The sequence below is a fragment of the Phyllobacterium sp. 0TCS1.6A genome (assembly GCF_026420825.1).
In the GTDB taxonomy this organism is placed as follows: Bacteria; Pseudomonadota; Alphaproteobacteria; order Rhizobiales; family Rhizobiaceae; genus Phyllobacterium.
Genome location: NZ_JAPMAB010000007.1, coordinates 7,449 through 29,133, shown reverse-complemented (window position 1 = coordinate 29,133; position 21,685 = coordinate 7,449). Strand labels below are relative to the sequence as shown.

Genomic DNA, 21,685 nt, shown 5'->3' with positions numbered 1-21,685 from the left:
ACGGTCGTAAGGTGGCGCACCATAATCGCGCAGGCCCGCTGGCACAAGTTGATTTCCTTGATGAAAACTATCAACTTGCCAGAAGTGAAAGATTGCAATCTACTTGTCGCGGTAAGGTTCCGTTAAGAAGGCTTTCATAGGTCCGCCATTATTGTCTGTCTACGTCTCGCCGAGCGGGACGTTCAAGACCCGCTTTCGTGAATTTGGTAGCCCGTATGCTGAGAAAACTTGTTCTGCGTTCCGTCATTCTTGGCTTTGGCCTTCCGGCTGCGGCATTGACCGCGCACGCCCAGGCTCCAACACCGCCGGCAGCCGTGCCGGTGCCGACCCTGAAGCCCTTCGCGCCGACACAAACGCGCGTCAGTCCGGCTATCCAGGCCGTGACGCCGCCAGACCCGGTGACGACTTCGGCCATCAAGCCGCCTTCGAGCCCGACCGCTGTGGCCGGGAGCCTGAAAAGCGGTCTCGATGCGCTCTCTTCCGGAGATGTGCGCCGCGCGCTCGCCATCCGCAACGGCCTGCCGCAGAACGCCCTCGACCGCCATATCCTCACCTGGGCGATCGGGCTGTCGAACGCGCCGGGCCTGCCGAGTTCCGAGATCGCGAGAGCGGCGGCGGAACTGCCGGGCTGGCCGGGAATGGCGACATTCCGCAGCAATTCCGAGCGGGCGCTTTTCAAGGAGAACCCGCCGGCCGCGACCGTCATCAACGCCTTCGGCAATACCAGGCCGCAGACGCCCGAGGGCATGATCATCCTTGCCCGCGCCCATGTCGCAAATGGCGATACAGCGAGGGCCCGGCAGGTTCTCGGGCCGTTCTGGCGCACCAGGAAGCTGGATGACGGCCAGGAAGCGGCGATCCTCAAGGAGTTTTCGCAGGTCATCGCCCGCGAAGACCATCTGATGCGGATGCTGACCATGCTCTATGAGGGCAAGGTGAAATCCGCCGGGCGGGTCGCCGGGCTTTCCAACGCGGAATCGCTGTACCAGGCTTTTGCGGCGGTGCTGAAGAAATCGCCCGATGCCGGCAAGAAGCTCGCTGCCGTGCACGAGAGCTGGAAGGGCAACCCGGCCTATATATTCGCCAAGGCGCAATATCTGCGCCGCCAGGAGAAGTTCAAGGAAGCCGCCGATGTGATCAATACCGCGCCGCGCAATGCCGCCGCGCTGGTCGATCCTGATGCGTGGTGGACCGAGCGGCGCGTGCTTTCGCGCGAGCTTCTCGATATCGGCGATGCCAAGCGCGCCTATCGCGTTGCCGCAATGCACGTCGCGGAGACGCCGGTGGTGGCGGCCGATGCCGAATTCCATGCGGGATGGTATGCGCTGCGGGCACTGCGCGATGCGCGTACGGCCCATCGCCATTTCGCCCGCATCGCCGAACTCTCCTCGCGGCCGATGTCCGCCTCGCGCGCCTATTACTGGCTCGGCCGCGCCGCCGAGGCAGGCGCCGGCGGCAATTCACGCGATTATTATGCGCGCGCCGCCCATTACGGCACGACCTTCTACGGCCAGCTCGCAGCCGCCAAGCTTGGCCAGACCGGGCTGCAACTGCCCTATCCGCGCCCGACGGATGCGGAACGGAACCGGTTTGCCCAGCGCGAAGCCGTGCGCGCCATCCAGCGGCTGGAGCAGGCAGGCTATGATTCCCGCGCCGCCCTGCTCTATTCGAGCCTGGCACAGGAACTCGACAGTCCGGGCGAACTCGCCCTCCTCGCGGTCATGGCGGAGCGCAAGAACAATCATTTCGTCGCCTTGCGCGTCGGCAAGGCGGCGGCCCAGCGGGGCATCGACGTCGGGGCCCTGTCGCATCCGATCGGCGCCATTCCCGAGAATGCCAATATTTCCGGCTCCGGCGCCGCCCTCGCCTATGCCATCGCCCGGCAGGAAAGCGAGTTCAACCCCGGCGCAGTGTCGAGTGCGGGTGCCCGCGGCCTCTTGCAACTCCTGCCTGGTACGGCCAAGGGCGTTGCAACCCGTGCGGGCATGTCCTATTCGCAGTCGCGCCTCACCACGGATGCGGCCTACAATGCGACGCTCGGTGCGAAATTCCTCGGCGAGCAGATCGCCAAGTTCGACGGTTCCTATGTGCTGACCTTTGCCGGGTACAATGCCGGGCCGACGCGCGCCAATGAGTGGAAGGCACGCTATGGCGATCCGCGCGGCAAGAGCGTCGAGGAAGTCGTCGACTGGATCGAGCGCATTCCCTATACCGAGACCCGCAATTACGTTCAGCGCGTCATGGAGAATTACCAGGTCTACAAGGCGCGGCTGACCGGCAAGGCCCGGATCGAGAGCGACCTGACGGCCGGTCGGAGCTAGGAGCTTTGGCGCAGCCCTGTCGCGACCATTTCTACAAGGCCGCCGACGGGCTGGACCTCTATGCCCGCATCTACCCGGCAAGCGGCGGCGATGCGGGCCTGCCGCTCGTCTGCCTGCCGGGCCTTACCCGCAACAGCCGCGATTTTCACGAACTGGCGTTTCATCTCGCCAATCAGGCCGAGAGGCCGCGCATGGTCGTGGCCTTCGACTATCGCGGCCGGGGCCGTTCCGGTTACGATCCGGTCTGGACGAACTACAATGTCGGCGTCGAGGCCGGGGACATACTGGCCGGCCTTGCCAGCCTGCGCCTGGAGCGCGCCATCTTCCTCGGCACGTCGCGCGGCGGCCTGATCACCCACATCCTGGCGGCAATGGCGCCCGCCATGATCGCCGGCGTCATACTGAACGACATCGGACCGGAGATCAGCCCGGCCGGCCTGATGCAGATTGCGCACTACCTCTCCGTCCCGTCCGACCCGATCCGCAGCTGGGCCGAGGCGGCCGAGCAGCAGCGCAAGGTCCACGGCGCGGCATTTCCGGCCCTGGACGCCGCCGACTGGAACCGCTTCGCCATGGCGATCTACCGCGAGGACGATGGTTTCATCGTCCCGGATTACGATCCGCAACTGCGCAATACGCTGCAGGGCATCGACTTCGGCGCGAAGCTTCCGGATCTGTGGCCGCAATTCTCGCTGATGGCGCAGCTGCCGCTTTTGCTGGTGCGCGGCGAGAATACGAGCCTCGTCACGCGTGAGACCGTGGACGAGATGCGGCGGCTGCATCGCTCCATGCAATATCTGGAAGTTCCGGGCCAGGGCCATGCGCCGCTGCTCGAAACGGGAGAGATTCCCGCCCGGATTTCGCAATTCTGCGCGGATATCGATCTATTTCGTTGATTTCCGCTGAGGTTTTGCGGCTTTCGGCGCGGCGGTGCTTGCCGTTGCCTTCGGCGCCACGCTTGCCTTCGGCGCTATGGTCTTGACGAAACCCGCCGCCTGTTGCGGCCATTTCTCCCTCGTCGCCCGGCCGGAAAAGCCGATCTCGTCGCTGATCCATGCCGCCTGTTCGGCATTCCAGCTGGCGATCTGGTCAAAGTGGAACACGCCGATACCATGCAGCCGGGTCTGGATCGCCGGGCCTATGCCGTCGATGAGGGTGAGGTCGTCGGCCTTGCCGCGCCGCGCCTTGGCCAGCAGCGAGGGCTTGTTGGCCTCGATCTGGCGCGGATGCGAACGCTTTTCCTGGACCTGCGGCGTTTTCCGCTTTGCAGGCGGGCTCTTGAGCGGCTTTGGCGGCACCGGCTCCGCCGGCGGAACCATGGCAGCGGCGTCCGCCGCCGATTTGCGCACGTCCTCGGCGGCTGTCGGCAAGGCGCCGCGGGCGGCAAGGCGAGCATCGGCGGCACGGGTCGAATCCGCGGCGGCAGACGGTTGTCCGGGTGAAAAATGCCGATAGAAGCGCCCGATGACGGCGCCGATCACGAAGGCGGCGGCGATGAGAAACAGCGATTGCAGAAGAAACATGACCATGGCGTTTATACTCCCCGCATCATGTCAGGCGCCACGCCCGTCATGGGTTGCCCAGCCGACATAGAAGCCGACGAGCAGCGCCACGATCAGAAACAGCCATAATTGCCCCATGAGATATAGCATGCCGACATCCCCCTATCCGCCGTTGGAATTCTGAACCGTCAGGTTAATGTCTCCCTGGCTCAATTGTCCAGGAATCCCCGCCCGGAGCGCCTCCGTCACCGATGCGCGGGCTGCGGCATTAGCCACGGCTCCGCGGATGGTGAGGACGGAGCCGGATATTTCGATCTCGCCATTGATCAGCTGCGCCGCCTGCACGAGGGCGAAATTCGCCATGTCGAGGAAATCCGCCGGCGCGCCCCGCGCTACGGCCAGTTCGTCCAGTATTTCAATGCCGGGCATGGCCAGTTCGGCGGCATCCAGCACCCTGGCGCGCATGTCGCCATAGGGCACATTGCCCGAAAGCAGCACGCCATCATCGGATTTCGTCACGGCAAAGGTAAATGGATCGGCCAGTTGCAGCAGCGTGGTCTGGTTGTCGACGATGCGCACGCCCGGCGTTTCATCCGCGAGCCGCACCGCCGCCGCCAGATCTTCAGGCGAAGGCGCGACGCCCTTGAGGATCAGGTCGCGGCCATCGACCTCCACGCTGGCCCAGGGCTGCGCTTCCAGTGCCGTCGTCGCCGCCGCCGTTATCCTTTCGTCGATCGGCCCGGCCAGAAACCAGCCGGCGAGCACGGTCAGCAGGCCAATGGTGATGAGCCCCGGCCAGAACCAGCTAACTATCGAGCGCATGTCGCATTATTATCCCTATCGCCGCAGCCCGGCCGCCCGGCGCGGCCCCATGACCCCTGGCCGCCCGGCGCGGCCCATAACTCCAAAAGTCACGAAGCAAGGTTCTGCCGCATGTGCCCGGCAATTTCAACTCGCGGCACGGAATAAAGAAAGCCCGGCAGTTTTCACTGCCGGGCTTCTTTCAACAATAATCCGTGAAAGGATTAGAAGTTGCGCTGGAAGCGGATGATGCCCTGGAAAGCGTCGTCGCTTCCGGAAACGTCAGCACGATCGCCATCAAACTTGGTGTAGTTGATTTCCGGGGTGATTACGAAGCCAGGAACCAGCTCGTAAGCTACGTTGGCAGCGGCAGCGAACGTGCCGTCGTCTTCGTATGCGCCCTGGATGTTGAAGGTTGCCTTTTCGGAAACCTTGGCAGCGAGACCGCCCCAGACAGCGAAGTCACCATTCCAACGACCGAAGTAGTTGTTGCGGTATTCGTCGCCATTGGACTTGTAGCCACCCTGTACCCAAGCCGAGATGGTGTCGGTGAAGTTCACGTTAACGCGAACCTTACCAGCCCACTCTTCGGAAAGAGCGTCGTAACCGGCAACGGCACCGATCATGCCCCAAGCCTGGTCGAACTTCACACCGGCAACGACGTGCGGCATGTAATCGTCGATTACGTAGTTGTCGCTTGAGCCGTAGTAGGAGTTGAAGCCAGCATCGTCACCCTGTTCCAGGCCGATCGTGGCCGAGAAACCATTGCCGCCGGCAAAGGTGTAGCTGATCTGGTTGGTAACATAACCGCCTGGCTCGATGACGTCATCCGAGATGATGTCGCCGAGGTAGCCGAGGTACGACGTGAACTGCGAGTCGGTTGCACCGACGCGGAAGCCGCCGAGTTCGATGAAGCCGTTGTTCAGCTCGACGGAGTCGGCATTGGCGCCATCGTCGAAGTTGTAACGCAGTTCGACGTACGAACGCAGCGTGCCAAGCTCGGTCTCGTTACGAGCGTCGACGCGCAGAGTTGCACGGCTGCGCTTTGCCCAGGTGTCGCGCTCGAAGCCAGTGTAGGCATCGTCGCCAGCCTTGGCGTCGTAACGTACGTAACCGCTGATCTTCAGGCAGGTTTCGGTCCCCGGAATATAGAAGAAGCCTGCGCCGTACGTGTCGCAAACGCGAACGTATTCAACGGGCTCCGGCTCGGCAACGACGACTGCATCGGCAGCGCGTGCACCGGTTGCTGCAACGAGAACTGCAGCTGAGCCGAGAAGAAGGCTCTTAATGTTCATTTCTGACCTCCAGTCAAAGTTAAAAATGGGTCTGGGCATTCCAATTTGGCTGAAGGACAACCTGCCCCCATCCCCTAAGTCTCAGAAGAAATGCGGATAACGCCCTTCCTCTCGATTGACCATACTCGGCAGCGCTACTCTTTCAACAGCGAATGTCGGCCGGGGCATCCTCTCCCGGCTCGTAGACCAGGTGCTGTTGCACAAAAGCCACGAAATAGCCGCTTCCCGTGGAATATCTTTACCACTCATTAATATAGGTAACCCGGATTTTAACGAAATTTTCGCCTGCGATGCCGGTAACGGAACGGCAGCGCCGCCGAGAATCGCCTATTTCGAGGCGGTTTTCGCGGCTGTTCCCTTCGAATCGCCTCGCCGCCGGCCAATCTCCCAATGGTGATTTGACATGACTTATCTCTACCTCCTTGTTGCCATAGTCTGCGAAGTGATCGCCACGTCCGCGCTGAAGCAGGCCGATGGCTTCACCCGGCTGTGGCCGTCGCTCATCTGCATCGCCGGCTATGGCGCGGCGTTCTACCTGCTGTCGATCCCGCTCAAGACCATGCCGGTCGGCATCGTCTATGCGATCTGGTCAGGCGCCGGCATCGTCCTCATCGCCGCCGTCGGCCTCGTCTGGTTCAAGCAGTCGCTCGATCTGGCGGCGGTCATCGGCCTCGCTTTGATCATAGCGGGCGTGCTGATCGTCAACCTCTTCTCCCGCACGATCGGCCATTAACCGCCGCTGAAACGGCTCGTTCTCCGCTGCCTCCAGTCCGAATCTTGACTGGAGGTCAGAAATGAACATCAAGAGCCTTCTTCTCGGCTCCGCTGCAGTACTCGTTGCAGCAACCGGCGCACGCGCCGCAGACGCAGTTGTCGTCGCCGAACCCGAGCCCGTCGAATATGTCCGCGTTTGCGACACCTACGGCGCCGGCTTCTTCTACATCCCCGGCACGGAGACCTGCCTGAAGATCGACGGTTATGTCCGCGTCGACGTAAAAGGCGGCGATCTTCTGGGCCGCAACACCGACACCGATGCCGAAATCGATAGCTACAAGCATCGCTCGCGCGGCGTCGTCCGTTTCGATGCCCGCTCCGATACAGAGCTCGGCACGCTCCGTTCCTACATCGCGACCGAATTCACGGTTGACGAAGGTGCTGACAGTGTAGGCTTGCCGCACGCATTCATCGAGCTTGGCGGCTTCCGCATCGGCGTGACCGACTCGGTATTCGGCAGCTGGACCGGCGGCGGCAATGTCATCAACGACGACCTTATCGACTATGACGGCGACAAGACCAACCAGGTCAACTACACCTTCGCCGGCGGCAACGGCTTCTCCGCCGTCATCGGCCTGGAACAGGGCGACAAGGATCACCTGGTCACCGATTACATGCCGCATGTCGTAGCGGGCGCGAAGTTCAAGCAGGCCTGGGGCGCTATCTCCGGCGTGGTCGGCTACGACTCGGTCGTGGAAGAGTTTGCCGGCAAGCTCCGTCTGGATGCCAATTTCAGCGACAGCATCACCGGTTTCATCATGGCTGGCTATCAGTCTGATGCCTACACCAAGGCCAAGATCAAGAACTATTACGGTGCATGGTCCGGCGACTGGGCTGTCTGGGGTGGTCTCTCCGCCAAGGTGTCCGACAAGGCAACGATCAATGGCCAGCTCGCCTATACGGAAGCTGAAACCATCGCTGCTTCTTTGAACGTCGATTATGAACTCGTGCATGGCTTCGTCATCACGCCGGAAATCGACTACAAGGACGAAAAGAAGACCAAAGATCAGTTCGGCGGCATTATCCGCTTCCAGCGCAACTTCTAATCACAACTCGCATACCGACGCCGGGTGACCGGCGTCGGCTTTTTCACGATCGTTTCATATTGGCTATTTTTCAGCGCCGGCCTTGGCAGCGCAGCACTCATTTCAAGAGAAGAAAGGATTTCAGCACCGGTCGCGGACCGAGGAGAGATTGGAAATGCCTGGAACGACATTGATGGCGTGGAGGGTCGATAGAACCGGTTATGGTTTTATCGAACGAAGGTCTATCATTCTAAAGTGGCATGGCTGGGTGCATTGCGTTTTTCGGGAAGGCGGGTACAACTCTCCGCATATTTTACCGATCGATGTTTTTAATGCCAGGGTGTCGCCCGCATGTTGATTTCAGCCATTTCCCATCCGGCCGGAGCGGTCGAACCCTCCTTTGCGGTCCAGTATGACTATGATTTGCGCTATTCATCGCAGAGCCAGGGCAAGCTGCATCTCAGGCGGGAGCACAGCCTGCATGATCTGGCGGCGAATTATATCAGCATCCTCTGGGATGAGGGCCCGCACAAGACGAATGTGCGCTCCTTTCTCGGCGAGATGGGCGAGATCCTGATTGGCCGGCGCTTCAGCAATTTCACGCAGGAGATGCTGGACCATGTGGTGGGCACGCTCCGCGAGCGTGGCAACAGCAATGCCACGATCAACAGGAAGATGGCGGCCTTGAGCAAGCTGCTTCGAAAAGCCCAGAAGATGGGCGATATTGACGGCCTGCCGGAGTTTCAACGGCAGAAGGAGCGTCAGGGCCGCATCCGCTTTCTCGAGCAGGATGAAGAACTCGCGCTGTTCGAGGCGATAAGGTCGCGCTGCGAAGACAGTTACCGGCTCGCCATCTTTCTCGTCGATACGGGCTGCCGCCTCGGCGAGGCGATCGGGCTTTCCTGGAACGATCTGCAGCAGGCGCGCGCGACATTCTGGCTGACGAAATCCGGCCGCAGCCGCACGGTCCCCCTCACCTTGCGCGCCCGGCAATCGACCGAGATTCCCCATGGCCGGCTGAAAGGGCCTTACGCCATGCTCGCCCAGGTGCGTTTCCGCGCCATATGGAACGAGGCGAAGCAGCAAGTCGGTCTTGGCGCGGACGACCAGGTCGTGCCGCATATATTGCGCCACACCTGCGCCTCGCGGCTGGTGCGCGGCGGTATCGACATCAGGCGCGTCCAGATCTGGCTCGGCCACCAGACATTGTCGATGACCATGCGCTACGCCCACCTCGCCACCAACGACCTCGACGCCTGCGTGGCAGTATTGGAACGGGCGTAGTGTATGGCTCAGCAGAACCGGCCCGATAATCGTGATGGAACATTGTGATGTCGATTGCAGCTGGCGACTGGTTCGAGCGGTTGCGATTGGGCGGGAAAGCGCCGTCTGCTTGACTTGTTGCGGATATCGCAACATATGTATGACACACGCACGTAAACATCTGGCATGAAGGGAGAGCGTGATGGTTTCCAACACAAATACGTTCACTCACACGGCTAAAGATGCCCGCGAGTCGCAGAACAGCGACACCGGATTCGACGCACGCCCAACGGCCAGCAAGACCGATTACACGGCCTTCACCAAGGACGTTATCAAGCGATTCCCCAAGGTAATCGCTGAACTTGCCAAGTGAGCCAAGATGGCTGCCGCTCAAGGCGGTTGTAGAAATCAATCGGGCCCATGTTGAGGATACGGGAGAAAATCACGCTCTCCTGTCGAAGCCGAAGCTGGAGGGCGCGTTGGTGCGTCCTCAAAATCTTTTTCATTACCGGAGCGTATATAGCGTCGTAACATTAGGCGTCAGCCTGATGTTTGCCATAGCAGAGACACACGCCTTCGAGCAGGGCAACAAGAGGACGGGGTTCACATCCGGACTGGCCTTCCTGCACGAGAATGGCTTCATCTATGATGGGCCCGATACGGTCGATCTTGCCACGAGCTTCAAGAAGGTGATCGAGAGAAAAGCCTCTCAGATGTGGTTCCAGAGTCAATTCATAGAGCACGTCTTCGAGATATAGGTCACTCGATGTCCCGATAGGAGGCATTCGAAGCGGCAGTGCGTATCCGGGCCTCCAGGCGGGCCGGTTCCGGTTCGCCAAACCGAAGCGCAAGGCCGGGAACATGAATGGGGTTTGTGTGCCCGCCCCATGAAGGACAGCACCGCCGCCTGCCACGCCAAGCGACCGGAAGAAAACCCAGGTCGCACAAACAGGCTTCGAAGTCAGCGGGTTGCATAAGAAAAATGGCGGAGAAGAAGGGATTCGAACCCTCGAGAGCCTTTTGAGCCCTACTCCCTTAGCAGGGGAGCGCCTTCGACCACTCGGCCACCTCTCCGAGGACGCTGACTAAAGATGAAACCCCGCCTTGGCAAGGTTTTTGTTTCAGTGCCGCCTAAAAAATGCCGCCAGCCTCGCCCGGTTCGGCGAAGTGCGGGATCGACCTGCAATTTTACGCTGCATTGCGGCAACCAAAAGACGAAAAGCGAATGAATGTGGCGAAATAATCACAATATGATGGCGGTGATTTCACGGGAAAAACCGAGTTCAAACCTCTGGCCGAAAAGCGCTTTTCGCCTGACGATCGTCGCCATGGCCGTTCTCGCACCTAACCAATGGATGGGATTCCCAATCGGCTCCGAATTTGTAACATAGGTGCGAATCGCAGTGATCTTGGACCATGGAGGCCAGCATGAAGCAGTGTCGCTCTATTGCCTTGGGAGCGTCGCTCGGAGCAGCGCTTGTCTGCTCCTCAATCAGCACGAGCATGGCAGCAGACAAAGCCGCAGCCAGCACCGAACGGAAGCCATTCATCTATTTTGCCACCACCGATCCATTCCTTGCGCCGGGGCAAAAGCCGACGCGCAATGATGTGACGCTCTTTGGCGGGCCCTTCACCACCGATACGGCCGGCGGCGCATTGAGCATCTTCGGTGCCGACTACACGTCCAACTACATTATCGGCGTCACCTATGGCCGCGATGTCTTCGATCTCGGCGCCGGCTTCCTGCTTGGCGGCGTCGCCGGCGTCGCCATCCGCTTCGGCGAGGATGACGATACATCGGGCGAAATCTGGGGCGGCGTGCGGCTCAAGCATCAGGGCCTCGTCATCGGCGACATCGTGATCTCGCCGGCCTTCACCGCCGGTCTCAGCGCGGTCACCGGCGAGACGGAAATCGAGAAGGAACGCGAGGCGCGCTATGACGGCGACGCCTCCTTCATCGGCTTCCTCGGGCCCGAACTGTCGGTCCGCTGGCGCGGCGCGCCCAATCTGGAACTGACCTGGCAGCTGCATCACCGCTCCGGCGGCGGCGGCACCTTCGGCGACATGGGCGAAACATCGAACGCCAATACGATCGGCATTCGCTACCGCTTCTGAGCGGTGCCTCGGGGCCGGGTCCATCTGGCACATAGCGCTCGACAGGCCCGGGCCGGCCCGCTAGGTTGTGGCCAAGGGGGCGCCATGGATCTGACCAGGCTGGTTGCGGCAGGTTTGCCTGCATTGTTCATCGCTGCATGCACCACCACCGGTGCGAGCGGCGGATTGACCGATGACGCGCGCAGCCTCGTCACCACCTCCTACCGATGCCAGGAGGCGCTTGGCCGCGAGCCGCATTTTTCCGCCATCGAGAGCAGCGAGACGGTGCTGAGGCATCTCGGCAGCTCGCCGGAACAGGCCGATGGCACGGTGCGCGGCTGGCTGCGCGAATTGATCGCCTCAAGCCACAAGCCGAACGATCTCGATGCGGCTACCTGTCGCGATACGCTGCTCAAGCAAGCGGAAAAATTGCGAATCGGCAATGAGCGGTTGAGACGGCGGCCGGCCTGAGCCTATCGTTGCGCCAGCAATCGGCAGCGATTCTTGTAATTTTCGTGCGCATGGAGGCTGTATTTCGCAACTATGCGCAGTGTGTCGGATGTTTGCAAATCTTGAATTGCCGTTGCGGAACCACCGTCCTATCTCCGGGATTATAGGGGCCACAAAGCTCAATGGAGATTGCAGAATGACGACACCTACCGTTCCGCAGGATGTTTACCTCCGTCACGAAAGAGAATGGCAAATGCTGCGCCAGGCTCTGCACAGCAAGCCTGAAACCGAGAAGAAGCCCGCTTTCGACGCTCCGGCAAAGGTCAACGCGGAAAAGCGCGCCGACCTCGCCCAATAGCCACCGCTATGTTCTGAATCCTGCCACCAGCATTGCGCGTTGGTGGCAGGGCAGTGATTCCGTGGCACTGGCGGGGGTTCATGAAACCGCCTGCATGCAATGAATACCCCCTCTGCCACCTCCCTCATGCTGCCCCCCCTCATGTTGGGCCTCCACCCCCCTCATGCTGAGCTTGTCGAAGCACGAAGCACGCACGATTTTGATACAGCGCTCCAGAAAGGGATTGCACAAACGTTGCTGCGCCCTTCGACAAGCTCAGGATGAGGGGAAATAGAGTTTTGCAGGGAGGTCGTTCTGCGAGGTTTCTAGCTCACCATGAGGAAGCCCGCGTGGGCACTTGCAGGCTCGGGTTGAATGAACCGGGAGGATTGCAACGGCATCCCCGCCCCTGCAACACCATCAGCACGCAAAATCCCGACCGGGGTTAGTGACCGAACCTGAAGTTCATCCGACGCTGCTGCAATAATGTAGTGAACTTCAGATTCGATAGGGTCACTAGCAACCACAGTCAGGCGTATTTCAATTCCACCACACTAGTTCGAGCCCGGCCAGGCGCGCATGGCGATATCGACCAGGCGGTGGATCTCCTCGCGATTCGAACCGCTGGCGGCCTGGACGGCGGTGCCCTGCGACACGGTCAGCAGATAGCGCGCGAGGTCCTCGGCATTGCAGTCGGCGGGAAGATCGCCTTCGCGCTTGGAACGTTCGAAGCGCCGCGCCAGCGCCTTCTGCCCCATCTGCCGCTTTTCGATGATCGTCTTCTGGATCGCCTCGGCCGCATCGCTGCAGGCCATGGCGGCGTTCACGCCGAGGCAGCCGCTCGGATTGTACTCGCAGGTCTGCGCATCGGCAAAGCCGTAAAGCACGGCCCGCGCGACGCTGCGCGCATCCGGCAGTTCCAATGCCTTCCAGAAAAAGGCCATGTAATTCTGTTCGTAGCGCTCCAGCGCCATGCGGAAGAGCTCTTCCTTGTTGCCGAAAGTTCCGTAAAGGCTGGGCTTGGTGATGCCCATGCTATCGGTCAGATCCGTGATGGACGTTCCTTCGTAACCCTTACGCCAGAACAGTTCCAGGGCAGTCTGCAGAGCATCGTCCGCATCAAATTCCCTTGGCCGTCCCATTGGACAACACTCCCTAAATATTTATACCGCTCGGTATAAAATCCATTGACAGCTGCCGTCTCGCAGCCTTATATCGCCGTTCTATACCGATCGGTATGGATCGTCAATGATCGAATTCGCGCATCGAATTCAACCACGCCATCCTCCCAATGGCTGAAATTCAAGCAGGATGACCACGATGTCAATCAGCACTTCAAAAAGAAATCTTGCCATAGGCGGTCTCGTTTTGGCGCTTGGCCTTGCCGCCGGCACCCAATATCTCGACCTGAGCCAGAGCCGGGCCGAAGGCGAGCAGCAGCAATCCGCGCAGCCGCAGGCGACGCCCGTTTCGGTTGCTGTCGTCCAGCCGCAGCGCATAACGCGCTGGAGCGAATTCTCCGGCCGTCTCGAGGCGGTGGACCAGGTGGAGCTGCGCTCGCGGGTGGCGGGCGCCGTCCAGTCCATCCATTTCAAGGAAGGCTCGATCGTGCAGAAGGACGATCTCCTGGTAAAGATCGACCCTGCGCCCTATGAGGCGGAAGTCGCCCGGGCAAAGGCGCAGGTAAGCTCTGCCGAATCGCGCCTCTCCCTCGCCCGCAACGAACTGGAACGCGGCAAGCGGCTCATCGATTCCCGCACCGTCTCGCAAAGCGATTACGATCAGCGGTTGAATGTGCAGGCCGGCGCCCTCGCCGATCTCGAAGCGGCCAAGGCGGTGCTGAAGACTGCGATGCTCAACCTCGAATATACGGATATCCGCGCGCCGATCACCGGCCGCGTCGGCCGCATCGAGGTGACGCAGGGCAATCTGATCTCCGCCGGGCCCACCTCGCCGGTCCTCACCACGCTGGTGTCGATCAGCCCGATCTATGCAAGCTTCGAGGCCGACGAGGATGTCGTGGCATCGGCGCTGGCCGAACTGCCGGAAGGTCTCAACAGCCGGGATTTCGTCGGCCGCATCCCGGTGCGCATGGATGTTCACACCCAGAAGGACATTACCGGCACGCTGCAATTGATCAATAACAGCGTTGGCGCGGCCAGCGGCACGGTGCAGGTGCGCGCGGTGTTCGACAATCCGGATGGACGGCTGATCCCGGGCCAGTTCGCCAAGGTCCGCATGGGCCAGGCGACCGAGCGCGAGGAATTGCTGGTGGACGAAAAGGCCGTCGGCACCGACCAGAACAAGAAGTTCGTGCTGGTGGTCAATCCCGAAAACGTCGCCGAATACCGCGAAATCAGCCTTGGCGGCCAGGCAAAAGGCCTGCGCATCGTCACGGCCGGGCTGAGCGCCGACGAAAAGGTCGTCGTCAACGGCCTGCAGCGCATCCGCCCCGGCGCGCTGGTGCAACCGGAAATGGTAGCCATGGGCGGTGACGGCACGCAGATGCAGGCCCAGGCCGACCAGGCGAAGCTGAAACAATAAGCGATTGCGCCGCAGCTTCGGATGAAGCTGCGGCGCTTGCTTTTCAAAATCCCGCGCATTTCGCCTGCATCAGGAAGATGGGGCGCATGTGCTCATAGGCAGGTAAATTGCTATGAACATCTCCAATTTCTTCATCGACCGCCCGGTCTTCGCCGGCGTTCTCTCCTTCGTCATCTTCCTCGGCGGCTTGATAGCGCTGACGGCGATGCCGGTTTCCGAATATCCCGACGTCGTGCCGCCTTCGGTGGTGGTGCGCGCTCAATATCCAGGCGCCAATCCGAAAGTCATCGCCGAAACGGTGGCGACGCCGATGGAAGAGGCGATCAACGGCGTCGAAGGCATGCTCTACATGGGCAGCCAGGCGACGTCCGACGGCCAGCTGACGCTTACCGTCACCTTCGCCCTCGGCACCGACCCGGACAAGGCGCAGCAGCTGGTGCAGAACCGCGTGTCCCAGGCCGAGCCCCGCCTGCCGGAAGAGGTGCGCGCGCTCGGCATCACCACGGTCAAGAGTTCGCCGGACCTGATGCTCGTCGTCAACCTGATCTCGCCCAATGACCGCTACGACGTCACCTACCTGCGCAATTACGCGCTGATCAACGTCAAGGACCGGCTGGCCCGCATCGATGGCGTCGGCGACGTGCAATTGTTCGGCTCGGGCGATTATTCCATGCGCGTCTGGCTCGATCCGCAGAAGACCGCCGAGCTCGGCCTTTCGGCCACGGATGTGCTGAACGAGATTCGCGCGCAGAACGTGCAGGCTGCGGCCGGCACCATCGGCGCCTCGCCTAATGAAAACAGCGTGAACCTGCAATTGTCGGTCAATGCCCAGGGCCGCCTCCAGACGGAGGAGGAATTCGGGCAGATCATCGTCAAGACGGCGGCCAATGGCGCCATCACGCATCTGCGCGACATTGCCCGCATCGAGCTCGGCTCGGCGCAATATTCGCTGCGTTCGCTGCTGGACAACAAGTCGGCGGTGGCCGTTCCGGTGTTCCAGGCGCCGGGTTCCAATGCGATCCAGATCGCCGACCAGGTCCGCAAGGTCATGGAAGAGGTCAAGCTGACCATGCCCGAGGGCGTGGATTATCGCATCGTCTACGACACGACCCAGTTCGTGCGCGCCTCCATCGAGGCCGTCGTCCACACGCTGCTCGAAGCGGTGGTGCTGGTGGTGCTGGTGGTCATCCTGTTCCTGCAGACATGGCGCGCCTCGATCATCCCGCTCATCGCCGTGCCCGTATCCATCGTCGGCACCTTCGCCGTGATGCATCTTTTCGGCTTCTCGGTGAACGCGCTGAGCCTTTTCGGCCTCGTTCTCGCCATCGGCATCGTGGTCGACGACGCGATCGTGGTCGTCGAGAATGTCGAGCGCAACATCGAGAACGGCCTGGCGCCGAGACAGGCGACCATCCAGGCCATGAGGGAAGTTTCCGGCCCGATCATCGCCATCGCGCTCGTGCTGGTGGCCGTGTTCGTTCCTCTCGCCTTCATCAGCGGCCTGACCGGCCAGTTCTACCGGCAATTCGCGCTGACGATCGCCATCTCGACGGTCATCTCGGCGTTCAATTCGCTGACGCTCTCCCCGGCCCTGGCCGCGCTGCTGCTGAAGGGCCATGACCAGCCGAAGGATGTGCTGACGCGCTTCATGGATCGCTGGCTCGGCTGGCTGTTCCGCGGTTTCAACACCATGTTCACGCGCGGCGCCAATGGCTATAGCCGCGGCGTGCGCGGCGTCATCTCGCGCAAGACGGTGATGATGGGCGTCTATCTCGTGCTCATCGCGACGACGGCGCTGCTGTTCCGCGCCGTGCCCGGCGGCTTCGTGCCGCCGCAGGACAAGCAATATCTGGTCGGCTTCACCCAATTGCCCGATGGCGCCACGCTCGACCGCACGGAAGCCGTGGTGCGCCGCATCGGCGACATGGCGCTGGCCATTCCCGGCGTCGAAAGCACCATCGCCTTCCCCGGCCTTTCCATCGCCGGCTTCACCAACAGCTCCAATGCCGGCGTGGTCTTCGTCTCGCTCAAGCCATTCGAGGAACGCACGACGCCGGAACTGAGCGCCGGCGCCATTGCCATGGCGCTCAACCAGCAATTGGGCGGCATCCAGGAATCCTTCAGCGCCGTATTCCCGCCGCCCCCGGTGCAGGGTCTCGGTTCGATCGGCGGCTTCAAGCTGCAGATCGAGGATCGCAACGGCCTCGGCTATGAGGCGCTCGATGCGGCCACCAAGGCGTTCCTCGCCAAGGCGGCAGAGGCGCCGGAACTGACGGGACTGTTCACCAGCTACCAGATCAATGTCCCGCAGCTCTATGCCGATGTCGATCGTGCCAAGGCGCGCCAGCTGAATGTTTCCCTGCCGGAGATATTCAACACGCTGCAGATCTATCTCGGCTCGGTCTATGTCAATGATTTCAACAAGTTCGGCCGCACCTACTCGGTGCGCATGCAGGCGGAATCCAATTTCCGCGCCAAGGCCGAAGACATAGGCGACCTGAAGGTCCGCTCCGGCTCGGGCGAGATGATCCCGCTTTCGGCGCTGCTCAACGTCTCATCCACGGCGGGACCGGAACGCGCGCAGCGCTATAATGGCTTCCTTTCCGCCGATGTGAACGGCAATGCGGCGCCCGGCTTCTCTTCCGGCCAGGCGCGGGCGGCGGTCGAAAAGATCGCGGCGGAGACCCTCCCCGCCGGCATAGGCTTCGAATGGACGGAACTGACCTATCAGGAGATCATCGCGGGCAATTCCGCCTACTGGATCTTCCCGCTGTCGATCCTGCTGGTCTTCCTCGTGCTCGCGGCGCAATATGAAAGCCTGTCGCTGCCGCTGTCGATCGTCATGATCGTCCCCCTCGCCTTGCTGGCCGCGCTGTTCGGCGTCTGGCTGACTGCGGGCGACAATAATGTCTTCACGCAGATCGGCCTCATCGTCCTTGTCGGCCTGTCGGCGAAGAATGCGATCCTGATCGTCGAATTCGCGCGCGAGCTCGAATTTGCGGGAGCAACGCCGTTCAAGGCCGTGGTCGAGGCCAGCCGGCTGCGCCTGCGGCCGATCCTGATGACGTCGCTCGCCTTCATCATGGGCGTGGTGCCGCTCGTCACGTCCACGGGTGCCGGCGCCGAGATGCGCAGCGCCATGGGCGTCGCGGTTTTCTCCGGCATGATCGGGGTGACGCTGTTCGGCCTGTTCATGACGCCGGTGTTCTATGTGCTCGTCCGCTCGCTCACCGGCAACCGCGCGCTGAAGCATCATGGCAGCCATTTCGATGGCGAAACCGGCCACAATTCCGGCGTTATCGCGCCGAGCCCCGCCCCGGCGGAATAACAATCCGGGCAGCGCGGCGGCTGGTGCCAGCCGCGCTGCCCTCGCCTAAACCACTGAATACAGCGGTGATTTCGACGCACCGCCCGCATCTATCCCACAGCTTCCAGTTATTTTTCCGTGGGTGCATTTTTTGGGTGACAAAACATTGCACCGTGTTACATTCATGTGACCAAGCCGAATATCGGCCTAACGATCATGACCACCGGCGCTATGCAGGGGGTCGTCAAATCGGGAGATGCAGATGCCAAGCTTTGCTGCTGCCAATGACAACCGCAAGATCAGCGATGGGTTCGTTCCGCTTGTGAGCTTCCTGCTCGGAACACAGATTGTCGCCGCGCTGCTTTTGACCGTACCGAACTGGTACTGAGATGGCCCGCCCCTGCCGCATGGCGGGGCGCTTCTGTCGCGCGAGCGTTTCCACTCTAAAACAACCTCCGGTAGGTTGCAGCGACTTTTCCGATGGATCATAACATTGCCCAGGCATAAATTATGCGCAGGACATTCCAGATGTCGCGCAATGGAGTTAGGGCATGAGAGCACTGGCGGCCGCGATCCTGATATCATCGGCATTCCTGGCAGGCTGTACGACGATCACGCCTGAGGAACAGCGGGCGATCGATAGCCGCACCTGCCTGTCCTATGGCTTCAAGCGCAAGACCGATGCCTATTCCACCTGCCTGCTGCAGCTGGAACTGGACCGCCGCGCCGAGCGACGGTCCAGGTTCGAACAGATGCAGTATAGAAACCAGCCCATGCTGCTCTATGGTGGCTATCGCCCCCTCTGGTGGTAAGCCGGGAAGCCCGAACTTAGCGCACCCAGACGACGCGGCGCGAATCGTTCTCCACCAGCGCCGGCCGGTCATCCACATAGACGTAGGAATAGCCCGGCTCGTCCGGCACCCTGACCAGCGGCACATCGGCCGGGATCACCGTTCCGGTGGTCAATTCGCCCTCATAGACGATGGGGTCCGTCGGGTGTCTCTCGATATAGGTCACCACTTCAGCCGGAATTTCTGATGCCGGGATTTCTGAGGCGGGGATTTCGGGGCCGGCATTCGGGCCTTCGGTATAATAGACCACCTGGCGGTTTTCCATCGATACGATCACCGGGCGCCCGTCGACATAGATATAGCCATAGCCCGGGCTTTCGGGGATAGGCCGCAGGGTCACCGTGTCGGGCACGACATAGCCCTGGCTGATATCGTCCTCGATCACCACCGGATCGGCCGGATTTTCGATCACATAGTCGCGGGCCGATTGGGGCACCTCGACGAGCACGGTGTCCTGCGCCATGGCCAGACCAGACGGGGCAAGACCAGCCGGGGCAAGACCGGACGTGGCGATAAGCGCCGCCGCCGTTAACATAAGAGCCTTTTTCATTTTCAGCCTCTCTTTCGAGTTTGCGTCCCAATGGCTGAAACAACCGGCCAGCGGATCATTGGTTCCGCCCGCGGCCATCACACTTGATGAAACGGCCCGTAACATTCCGCTCCCGCATCCGCCCCCGGCATTCCAATTGGGCAAGCCCGATGGGAGAAGCCGGCGACAGGAAAAAAATCACCTGCGACCTGATGACGGGGCGCACAAGTTTTGCTTTCCCGCCGCATAAAAACTGCTATCCGTTGCAGCCATGGAACCGAAGCTTACCCCCCTTATCGACAGCCTGCCCTCCACCGTTCCCTTCGTCGGACCGGAGGCACTGGAGCGACGACGCGGCAGCGCTTTCCGTGCGCGGCTCGGCGCCAATGAAAACGGCTTCGGACCGGCGCCATCGGTGATCGCGGCGATTTGCGACGATGCGGGCAATGCCTGGAAATATGCCGATCCGGAGAATTTCGAGCTCAAGCATGCCCTCGCCCGCAAGCACGGCGTGGACGCGGCCAATATCGTCGTCGGCGAAGGCGTGGACGCGCTGCTCGGCCTTGCCGTCCGCCAATATGTCACGGCCGGGACGACCGTGGTGACCTCGCTCGGCGCCTACCCGACCTTCAATTTCCATGTCGCCGGTTTCGGCGGGCGGCTCGTCACCGTCCCCTACCGCCGCGACCGCGAGGATCTTGGCGCGCTCCTGCAGGCGGTGAAGCGCGAAAATGCGCCGCTGGTCTATTTTTCCAATCCGGACAATCCGATGGGCACATGGTGGGAGGCCAGCGACGTGCAGGCCTTCATCGAGGCGCTGCCCGCAACCACCATGCTGATCCTCGACGAGGCCTATACCGAGACGGCGCCGGATACGGCGCGGCCGGCGCTCGACATATCGCGGCCCAATGTGCTGCGCATGCGCACCTTTTCCAAGGCCTATGGCCTGGCGGGCATGCGCTGCGGCTATGCGATCGGCGCCAAAGAACAGATCGCCGCCTTCGACAAGGTGCGCAACCATTTCGGCATGAACAGGCTGACGCAGATTGCCGCCCTCGCCGCGCTGGAGGACCAGGACTATCTCCGCGACGTCTGCGACCGCATTGCCGAGGGCCGCGACCGGATCAGCGCCATCGCCGCCGCCAATGGCCTCGGCCCGATTGCCTCGGCGACCAATTTCGTGACCATCGATTGCCGCCGCGATGGCGCCTTTGCGCTCGCCGTGCTCAATGCGCTGGCGGAGCGCGACATATTCGTGCGCAAGCCGGCGGCGCCGGTGCTCGACCGCTGCATTCGCGTCAGCGTCGGACCCGCCGCCGAACTCGACCTTTTCGCCGAGGAACTGCCCGATGCGCTGCGGCGGGCGGCGGGGTGAAATGACGGGTTGGTGAGATGGCGGGTTGGTGAAATGGCGGGGGTCGGTACGCCGAAATCGTTGAGCCCGGAGCGGTGGGCCGCATCGGCTGGCTTGATCCGGCTGGCGGGGCATTTGCAGCGTCCTCGCCAATGACGGGTCTGGCAGAAAGCATGGCGGGACAAGTCGAGATGGTGATTGGGGGTCAGGAAGCCGGCGACTGACGCGCCACTCGATCCGGCTGACGGGGCAAAGGAGAAAACCGTGGATGTTCACCCCTCGATTGCAACCATGTTGAATGCGGCGCGGTTGAAGGCAGCGCGGTTGAAGGCAGCGCGGTTGAAGGCTGCACCGTGGAATGCAGCGTGGTTAAAGACAGCGCTGGCGGACAGCTCGAACTTGGATTGGCCGCATGCGTGGCAGTTTGCGCCTATAACCCGCGCTAAGGAGGAAAAATGAATATTCATCGTGGATTTGTCGCTATTGGCGGGTTGATCGGGGCCGGCGGCATTGCCTCCTATGCGGCGGCGGCGCATTCGCCCAGCGGCCACATCGCCACGATCGCCCCGATGCTGCTGATCCATGCGCCGGTGTTCCTGGCTCTTTCGCCGCTGGCGCGGATCAACCGCGCCGCGCTGCTCGGCGGTCTGATCCTGGCGCTCGGCCTGTTGCTGTTCGTCGGCGACCTGTTCTCCCGCGATCTCACCGGCGCGAGGGCGTTTGCCTTTGCGGCGCCGCTCGGTGGTTCGCTGCTGATCATCGGCTGGCTCGGCATCGCCGCCACCGCCTTCCGCGCCCTCGATTTCCAACGGGGTTCCTGATCTCTCTCCAACTGGTGCCAACCTCCCATTGTCCAAGGGGTCGCATGATCAAGGGGTCGCATGATATTGTTGCCACCCCGAGGTCGACAAAAGGCGATTGCACCACTGCCCCGCGTGCTTCGACAGGCTCAGCATGAGGGAGGTTGGAAGCTGGGCATGAGGGAGGTTGAGTCAGCATGAGGGAGGTTGGAGGCTCGGCATGAGGGGTTGGAGGCCCGGCATGAGGGGTGGAGGCTCGGCATGAGGGGTGGAGGCTCGGCATGAGGGGGGTGGATGCCCGGCATGAGGGGGTAGATGCCCGGCATGAGGGGGTAGACAATGGCACGGTGATAGCTTTGTGAGGTTTCCATCTCTGGCTCCCTGCTTTCCTGCAAACAACAATTTACCCTCATGCTGAGCCCGTCGAAGCACGCGCTT

General features: G+C 61.6%; 21 protein-coding genes and 1 tRNA gene. 16 read left to right on the top strand and 6 right to left on the bottom strand.

Annotated features, from left to right (window positions below; translation table 11 throughout):
* The first annotated feature begins 215 nt into the window (after nucleotides 1–215).
* Nucleotides 216–2,321, top strand: a complete 2,106-nt coding sequence (locus tag OSJ75_RS15300; protein ID WP_267228643.1) for a lytic transglycosylase domain-containing protein — start codon at nucleotides 216–218, stop codon at nucleotides 2,319–2,321.
* A gap of 5 nt (nucleotides 2,322–2,326) precedes the next feature.
* A complete protein-coding gene (locus tag OSJ75_RS15295) occupies nucleotides 2,327–3,217 on the top strand; it encodes an alpha/beta fold hydrolase (RefSeq protein ID WP_267228642.1) in 891 nt (296 codons plus the stop codon).
* Here OSJ75_RS15295 and OSJ75_RS15290 read toward each other — a convergent pair.
* From OSJ75_RS15290 to OSJ75_RS15280, 3 genes are all read right to left on the bottom strand, one after another.
* Entirely contained in the window at nucleotides 3,206–3,850 is a 645-nt protein-coding gene (locus OSJ75_RS15290; RefSeq protein WP_267228641.1) for a 50S ribosomal protein L21, read from the bottom strand. The genes OSJ75_RS15295 and OSJ75_RS15290 overlap by 12 nt on opposite strands.
* A 135-nt stretch (nucleotides 3,851–3,985) precedes the next feature.
* Nucleotides 3,986–4,645 (bottom strand): BON domain-containing protein, encoded by a 660-nt coding sequence (locus OSJ75_RS15285; protein ID WP_267228640.1) that lies wholly within the window; start codon nucleotides 4,643–4,645, stop codon nucleotides 3,986–3,988.
* 203 nt (nucleotides 4,646–4,848) lie between these two features.
* On the bottom strand, nucleotides 4,849–5,919 hold the full coding sequence (locus OSJ75_RS15280) for a porin (RefSeq protein ID WP_267228639.1): 1,071 nt from the start codon (nucleotides 5,917–5,919) through the stop codon (nucleotides 4,849–4,851).
* A 403-nt stretch (nucleotides 5,920–6,322) separates the two neighbouring features.
* Here OSJ75_RS15280 and OSJ75_RS15275 point away from each other — a divergent pair, with 403 nt between their 5' ends.
* The 5 genes from OSJ75_RS15275 to OSJ75_RS15255 all read left to right on the top strand — a co-directional run bounded on the left by OSJ75_RS15275 (nucleotide 6,323) and on the right by OSJ75_RS15255 (nucleotide 9,739).
* Complete coding sequence (locus tag OSJ75_RS15275) at nucleotides 6,323–6,652, top strand: DMT family transporter (protein ID WP_250014547.1); 330 nt, start codon at nucleotides 6,323–6,325, stop codon at nucleotides 6,650–6,652.
* Between the two features lie 61 nt (nucleotides 6,653–6,713).
* Nucleotides 6,714–7,739, top strand: a complete 1,026-nt coding sequence (locus OSJ75_RS15270) for a porin (RefSeq protein ID WP_250014550.1) — start codon at nucleotides 6,714–6,716, stop codon at nucleotides 7,737–7,739.
* Nucleotides 7,740–8,069: 330 nt separating this feature from the next.
* Nucleotides 8,070–9,002, top strand: a complete 933-nt coding sequence (locus OSJ75_RS15265; RefSeq protein ID WP_267228638.1) for a tyrosine-type recombinase/integrase — start codon at nucleotides 8,070–8,072, stop codon at nucleotides 9,000–9,002.
* Between the two features lie 181 nt (nucleotides 9,003–9,183).
* A complete protein-coding gene (locus OSJ75_RS15260; RefSeq protein ID WP_250014554.1) occupies nucleotides 9,184–9,354 on the top strand; it encodes a hypothetical protein in 171 nt (56 codons plus the stop codon).
* Nucleotides 9,344–9,739 (top strand): type II toxin-antitoxin system death-on-curing family toxin, encoded by a 396-nt coding sequence (locus tag OSJ75_RS15255; protein WP_267228637.1) that lies wholly within the window; start codon nucleotides 9,344–9,346, stop codon nucleotides 9,737–9,739. The genes OSJ75_RS15260 and OSJ75_RS15255 overlap by 11 nt, the downstream gene beginning before the upstream one ends.
* Nucleotides 9,740–9,964: 225 nt before the next feature.
* Here OSJ75_RS15255 and OSJ75_RS15250 read toward each other — a convergent pair.
* Nucleotides 9,965–10,055: transfer RNA gene (locus tag OSJ75_RS15250), tRNA-Ser, on the bottom strand.
* Nucleotides 10,056–10,484: 429 nt separating this feature from the next.
* Between OSJ75_RS15250 and OSJ75_RS15245 the strand changes: the two genes are divergently transcribed.
* The 3 genes from OSJ75_RS15245 to OSJ75_RS15235 all read left to right on the top strand — a co-directional run bounded on the left by OSJ75_RS15245 (nucleotide 10,485) and on the right by OSJ75_RS15235 (nucleotide 11,883).
* Nucleotides 10,485–11,096: a hypothetical protein gene (locus tag OSJ75_RS15245; RefSeq protein ID WP_267228636.1), complete on the top strand. Its 612-nt coding sequence runs from the start codon at nucleotides 10,485–10,487 to the stop codon at nucleotides 11,094–11,096.
* A gap of 84 nt (nucleotides 11,097–11,180) precedes the next feature.
* Nucleotides 11,181–11,546: a hypothetical protein gene (locus OSJ75_RS15240; RefSeq protein ID WP_267228635.1), complete on the top strand. Its 366-nt coding sequence runs from the start codon at nucleotides 11,181–11,183 to the stop codon at nucleotides 11,544–11,546.
* A 175-nt stretch (nucleotides 11,547–11,721) separates the two neighbouring features.
* Nucleotides 11,722–11,883 (top strand): hypothetical protein, encoded by a 162-nt coding sequence (locus tag OSJ75_RS15235; protein ID WP_267228634.1) that lies wholly within the window; start codon nucleotides 11,722–11,724, stop codon nucleotides 11,881–11,883.
* Between the two features lie 533 nt (nucleotides 11,884–12,416).
* Here the strand turns inward: OSJ75_RS15235 and OSJ75_RS15230 are convergent.
* The gene (locus OSJ75_RS15230; RefSeq protein ID WP_250014564.1) at nucleotides 12,417–13,004 is read right to left on the bottom strand and encodes a TetR/AcrR family transcriptional regulator; all 588 of its coding nucleotides are present in this window, start codon (nucleotides 13,002–13,004) and stop codon (nucleotides 12,417–12,419) included.
* Nucleotides 13,005–13,182: 178 nt separating this feature from the next.
* Between OSJ75_RS15230 and OSJ75_RS15225 the strand changes: the two genes are divergently transcribed.
* The 4 genes from OSJ75_RS15225 (at nucleotide 13,183) to OSJ75_RS15210 (ending at nucleotide 18,525) form a co-directional block, all read left to right on the top strand.
* The gene (locus tag OSJ75_RS15225; protein ID WP_267228633.1) at nucleotides 13,183–14,406 is read left to right on the top strand and encodes an efflux RND transporter periplasmic adaptor subunit; all 1,224 of its coding nucleotides are present in this window, start codon (nucleotides 13,183–13,185) and stop codon (nucleotides 14,404–14,406) included.
* A gap of 112 nt (nucleotides 14,407–14,518) precedes the next feature.
* Nucleotides 14,519–17,734, top strand: coding sequence for an efflux RND transporter permease subunit (locus tag OSJ75_RS15220; RefSeq protein WP_250014569.1), 3,216 nt, complete (start codon nucleotides 14,519–14,521; stop codon nucleotides 17,732–17,734).
* Nucleotides 17,735–17,975: 241 nt separating this feature from the next.
* The gene (locus OSJ75_RS15215) at nucleotides 17,976–18,101 is read left to right on the top strand and encodes a hypothetical protein (RefSeq protein ID WP_256473425.1); all 126 of its coding nucleotides are present in this window, start codon (nucleotides 17,976–17,978) and stop codon (nucleotides 18,099–18,101) included.
* A gap of 163 nt (nucleotides 18,102–18,264) precedes the next feature.
* Entirely contained in the window at nucleotides 18,265–18,525 is a 261-nt protein-coding gene (locus OSJ75_RS15210) for a hypothetical protein (RefSeq protein WP_267228632.1), read from the top strand.
* 16 nt (nucleotides 18,526–18,541) lie between these two features.
* Here the strand turns inward: OSJ75_RS15210 and OSJ75_RS15205 are convergent, their stop codons facing one another.
* Nucleotides 18,542–19,114 carry a DUF1236 domain-containing protein gene (locus OSJ75_RS15205; RefSeq protein WP_267228631.1) on the bottom strand — a complete coding sequence of 191 codons (573 nt, stop codon included), beginning with the start codon at nucleotides 19,112–19,114 and terminating at the stop codon, nucleotides 18,542–18,544.
* Nucleotides 19,115–19,364: 250 nt separating this feature from the next.
* Between OSJ75_RS15205 and OSJ75_RS15200 the strand changes: the two genes are divergently transcribed.
* On the top strand, nucleotides 19,365–20,468 hold the full coding sequence (locus tag OSJ75_RS15200; RefSeq protein WP_267228630.1) for a pyridoxal phosphate-dependent aminotransferase: 1,104 nt from the start codon (nucleotides 19,365–19,367) through the stop codon (nucleotides 20,466–20,468).
* 434 nt (nucleotides 20,469–20,902) lie between these two features.
* Complete coding sequence (locus tag OSJ75_RS15195) at nucleotides 20,903–21,268, top strand: DUF423 domain-containing protein (protein WP_250014574.1); 366 nt, start codon at nucleotides 20,903–20,905, stop codon at nucleotides 21,266–21,268.
* Nucleotides 21,269–21,685 lie beyond the last annotated feature (417 nt).

Excerpts from the sequence above, each read along its gene's own strand:
- OSJ75_RS15300 (WP_267228643.1), top strand. The coding sequence starts at position 216 with ATGCTGAGAAAACTTGTTCTGCGTTCCGTCATTCTTGGCTTTGGCCTT.
- OSJ75_RS15290 (WP_267228641.1), bottom strand. The coding sequence starts at position 3,850 with ATGGTCATGTTTCTTCTGCAATCGCTGTTTCTCATCGCCGCCGCCTTC.
- OSJ75_RS15285 (WP_267228640.1), bottom strand. The coding sequence starts at position 4,645 with ATGCGCTCGATAGTTAGCTGGTTCTGGCCGGGGCTCATCACCATTGGC.
- OSJ75_RS15280 (WP_267228639.1), bottom strand. The coding sequence starts at position 5,919 with ATGAACATTAAGAGCCTTCTTCTCGGCTCAGCTGCAGTTCTCGTTGCA.
- OSJ75_RS15275 (WP_250014547.1), top strand. The coding sequence starts at position 6,323 with ATGACTTATCTCTACCTCCTTGTTGCCATAGTCTGCGAAGTGATCGCC.
- OSJ75_RS15270 (WP_250014550.1), top strand. The coding sequence starts at position 6,714 with ATGAACATCAAGAGCCTTCTTCTCGGCTCCGCTGCAGTACTCGTTGCA.
- OSJ75_RS15265 (WP_267228638.1), top strand. The coding sequence starts at position 8,070 with ATGTTGATTTCAGCCATTTCCCATCCGGCCGGAGCGGTCGAACCCTCC.
- OSJ75_RS15260 (WP_250014554.1), top strand. The coding sequence starts at position 9,184 with ATGGTTTCCAACACAAATACGTTCACTCACACGGCTAAAGATGCCCGC.
- OSJ75_RS15245 (WP_267228636.1), top strand. The coding sequence starts at position 10,485 with ATGGCAGCAGACAAAGCCGCAGCCAGCACCGAACGGAAGCCATTCATC.
- OSJ75_RS15240 (WP_267228635.1), top strand. The coding sequence starts at position 11,181 with ATGGATCTGACCAGGCTGGTTGCGGCAGGTTTGCCTGCATTGTTCATC.
- OSJ75_RS15235 (WP_267228634.1), top strand. The coding sequence starts at position 11,722 with ATGACGACACCTACCGTTCCGCAGGATGTTTACCTCCGTCACGAAAGA.
- OSJ75_RS15230 (WP_250014564.1), bottom strand. The coding sequence starts at position 13,004 with ATGGGACGGCCAAGGGAATTTGATGCGGACGATGCTCTGCAGACTGCC.
- OSJ75_RS15225 (WP_267228633.1), top strand. The coding sequence starts at position 13,183 with ATGTCAATCAGCACTTCAAAAAGAAATCTTGCCATAGGCGGTCTCGTT.
- OSJ75_RS15220 (WP_250014569.1), top strand. The coding sequence starts at position 14,519 with ATGAACATCTCCAATTTCTTCATCGACCGCCCGGTCTTCGCCGGCGTT.
- OSJ75_RS15215 (WP_256473425.1), top strand. The coding sequence starts at position 17,976 with ATGCCAAGCTTTGCTGCTGCCAATGACAACCGCAAGATCAGCGATGGG.
- OSJ75_RS15210 (WP_267228632.1), top strand. The coding sequence starts at position 18,265 with ATGAGAGCACTGGCGGCCGCGATCCTGATATCATCGGCATTCCTGGCA.
- OSJ75_RS15205 (WP_267228631.1), bottom strand. The coding sequence starts at position 19,114 with ATGAAAAAGGCTCTTATGTTAACGGCGGCGGCGCTTATCGCCACGTCC.
- OSJ75_RS15200 (WP_267228630.1), top strand. The coding sequence starts at position 19,365 with ATGGAACCGAAGCTTACCCCCCTTATCGACAGCCTGCCCTCCACCGTT.
- OSJ75_RS15195 (WP_250014574.1), top strand. The coding sequence starts at position 20,903 with ATGAATATTCATCGTGGATTTGTCGCTATTGGCGGGTTGATCGGGGCC.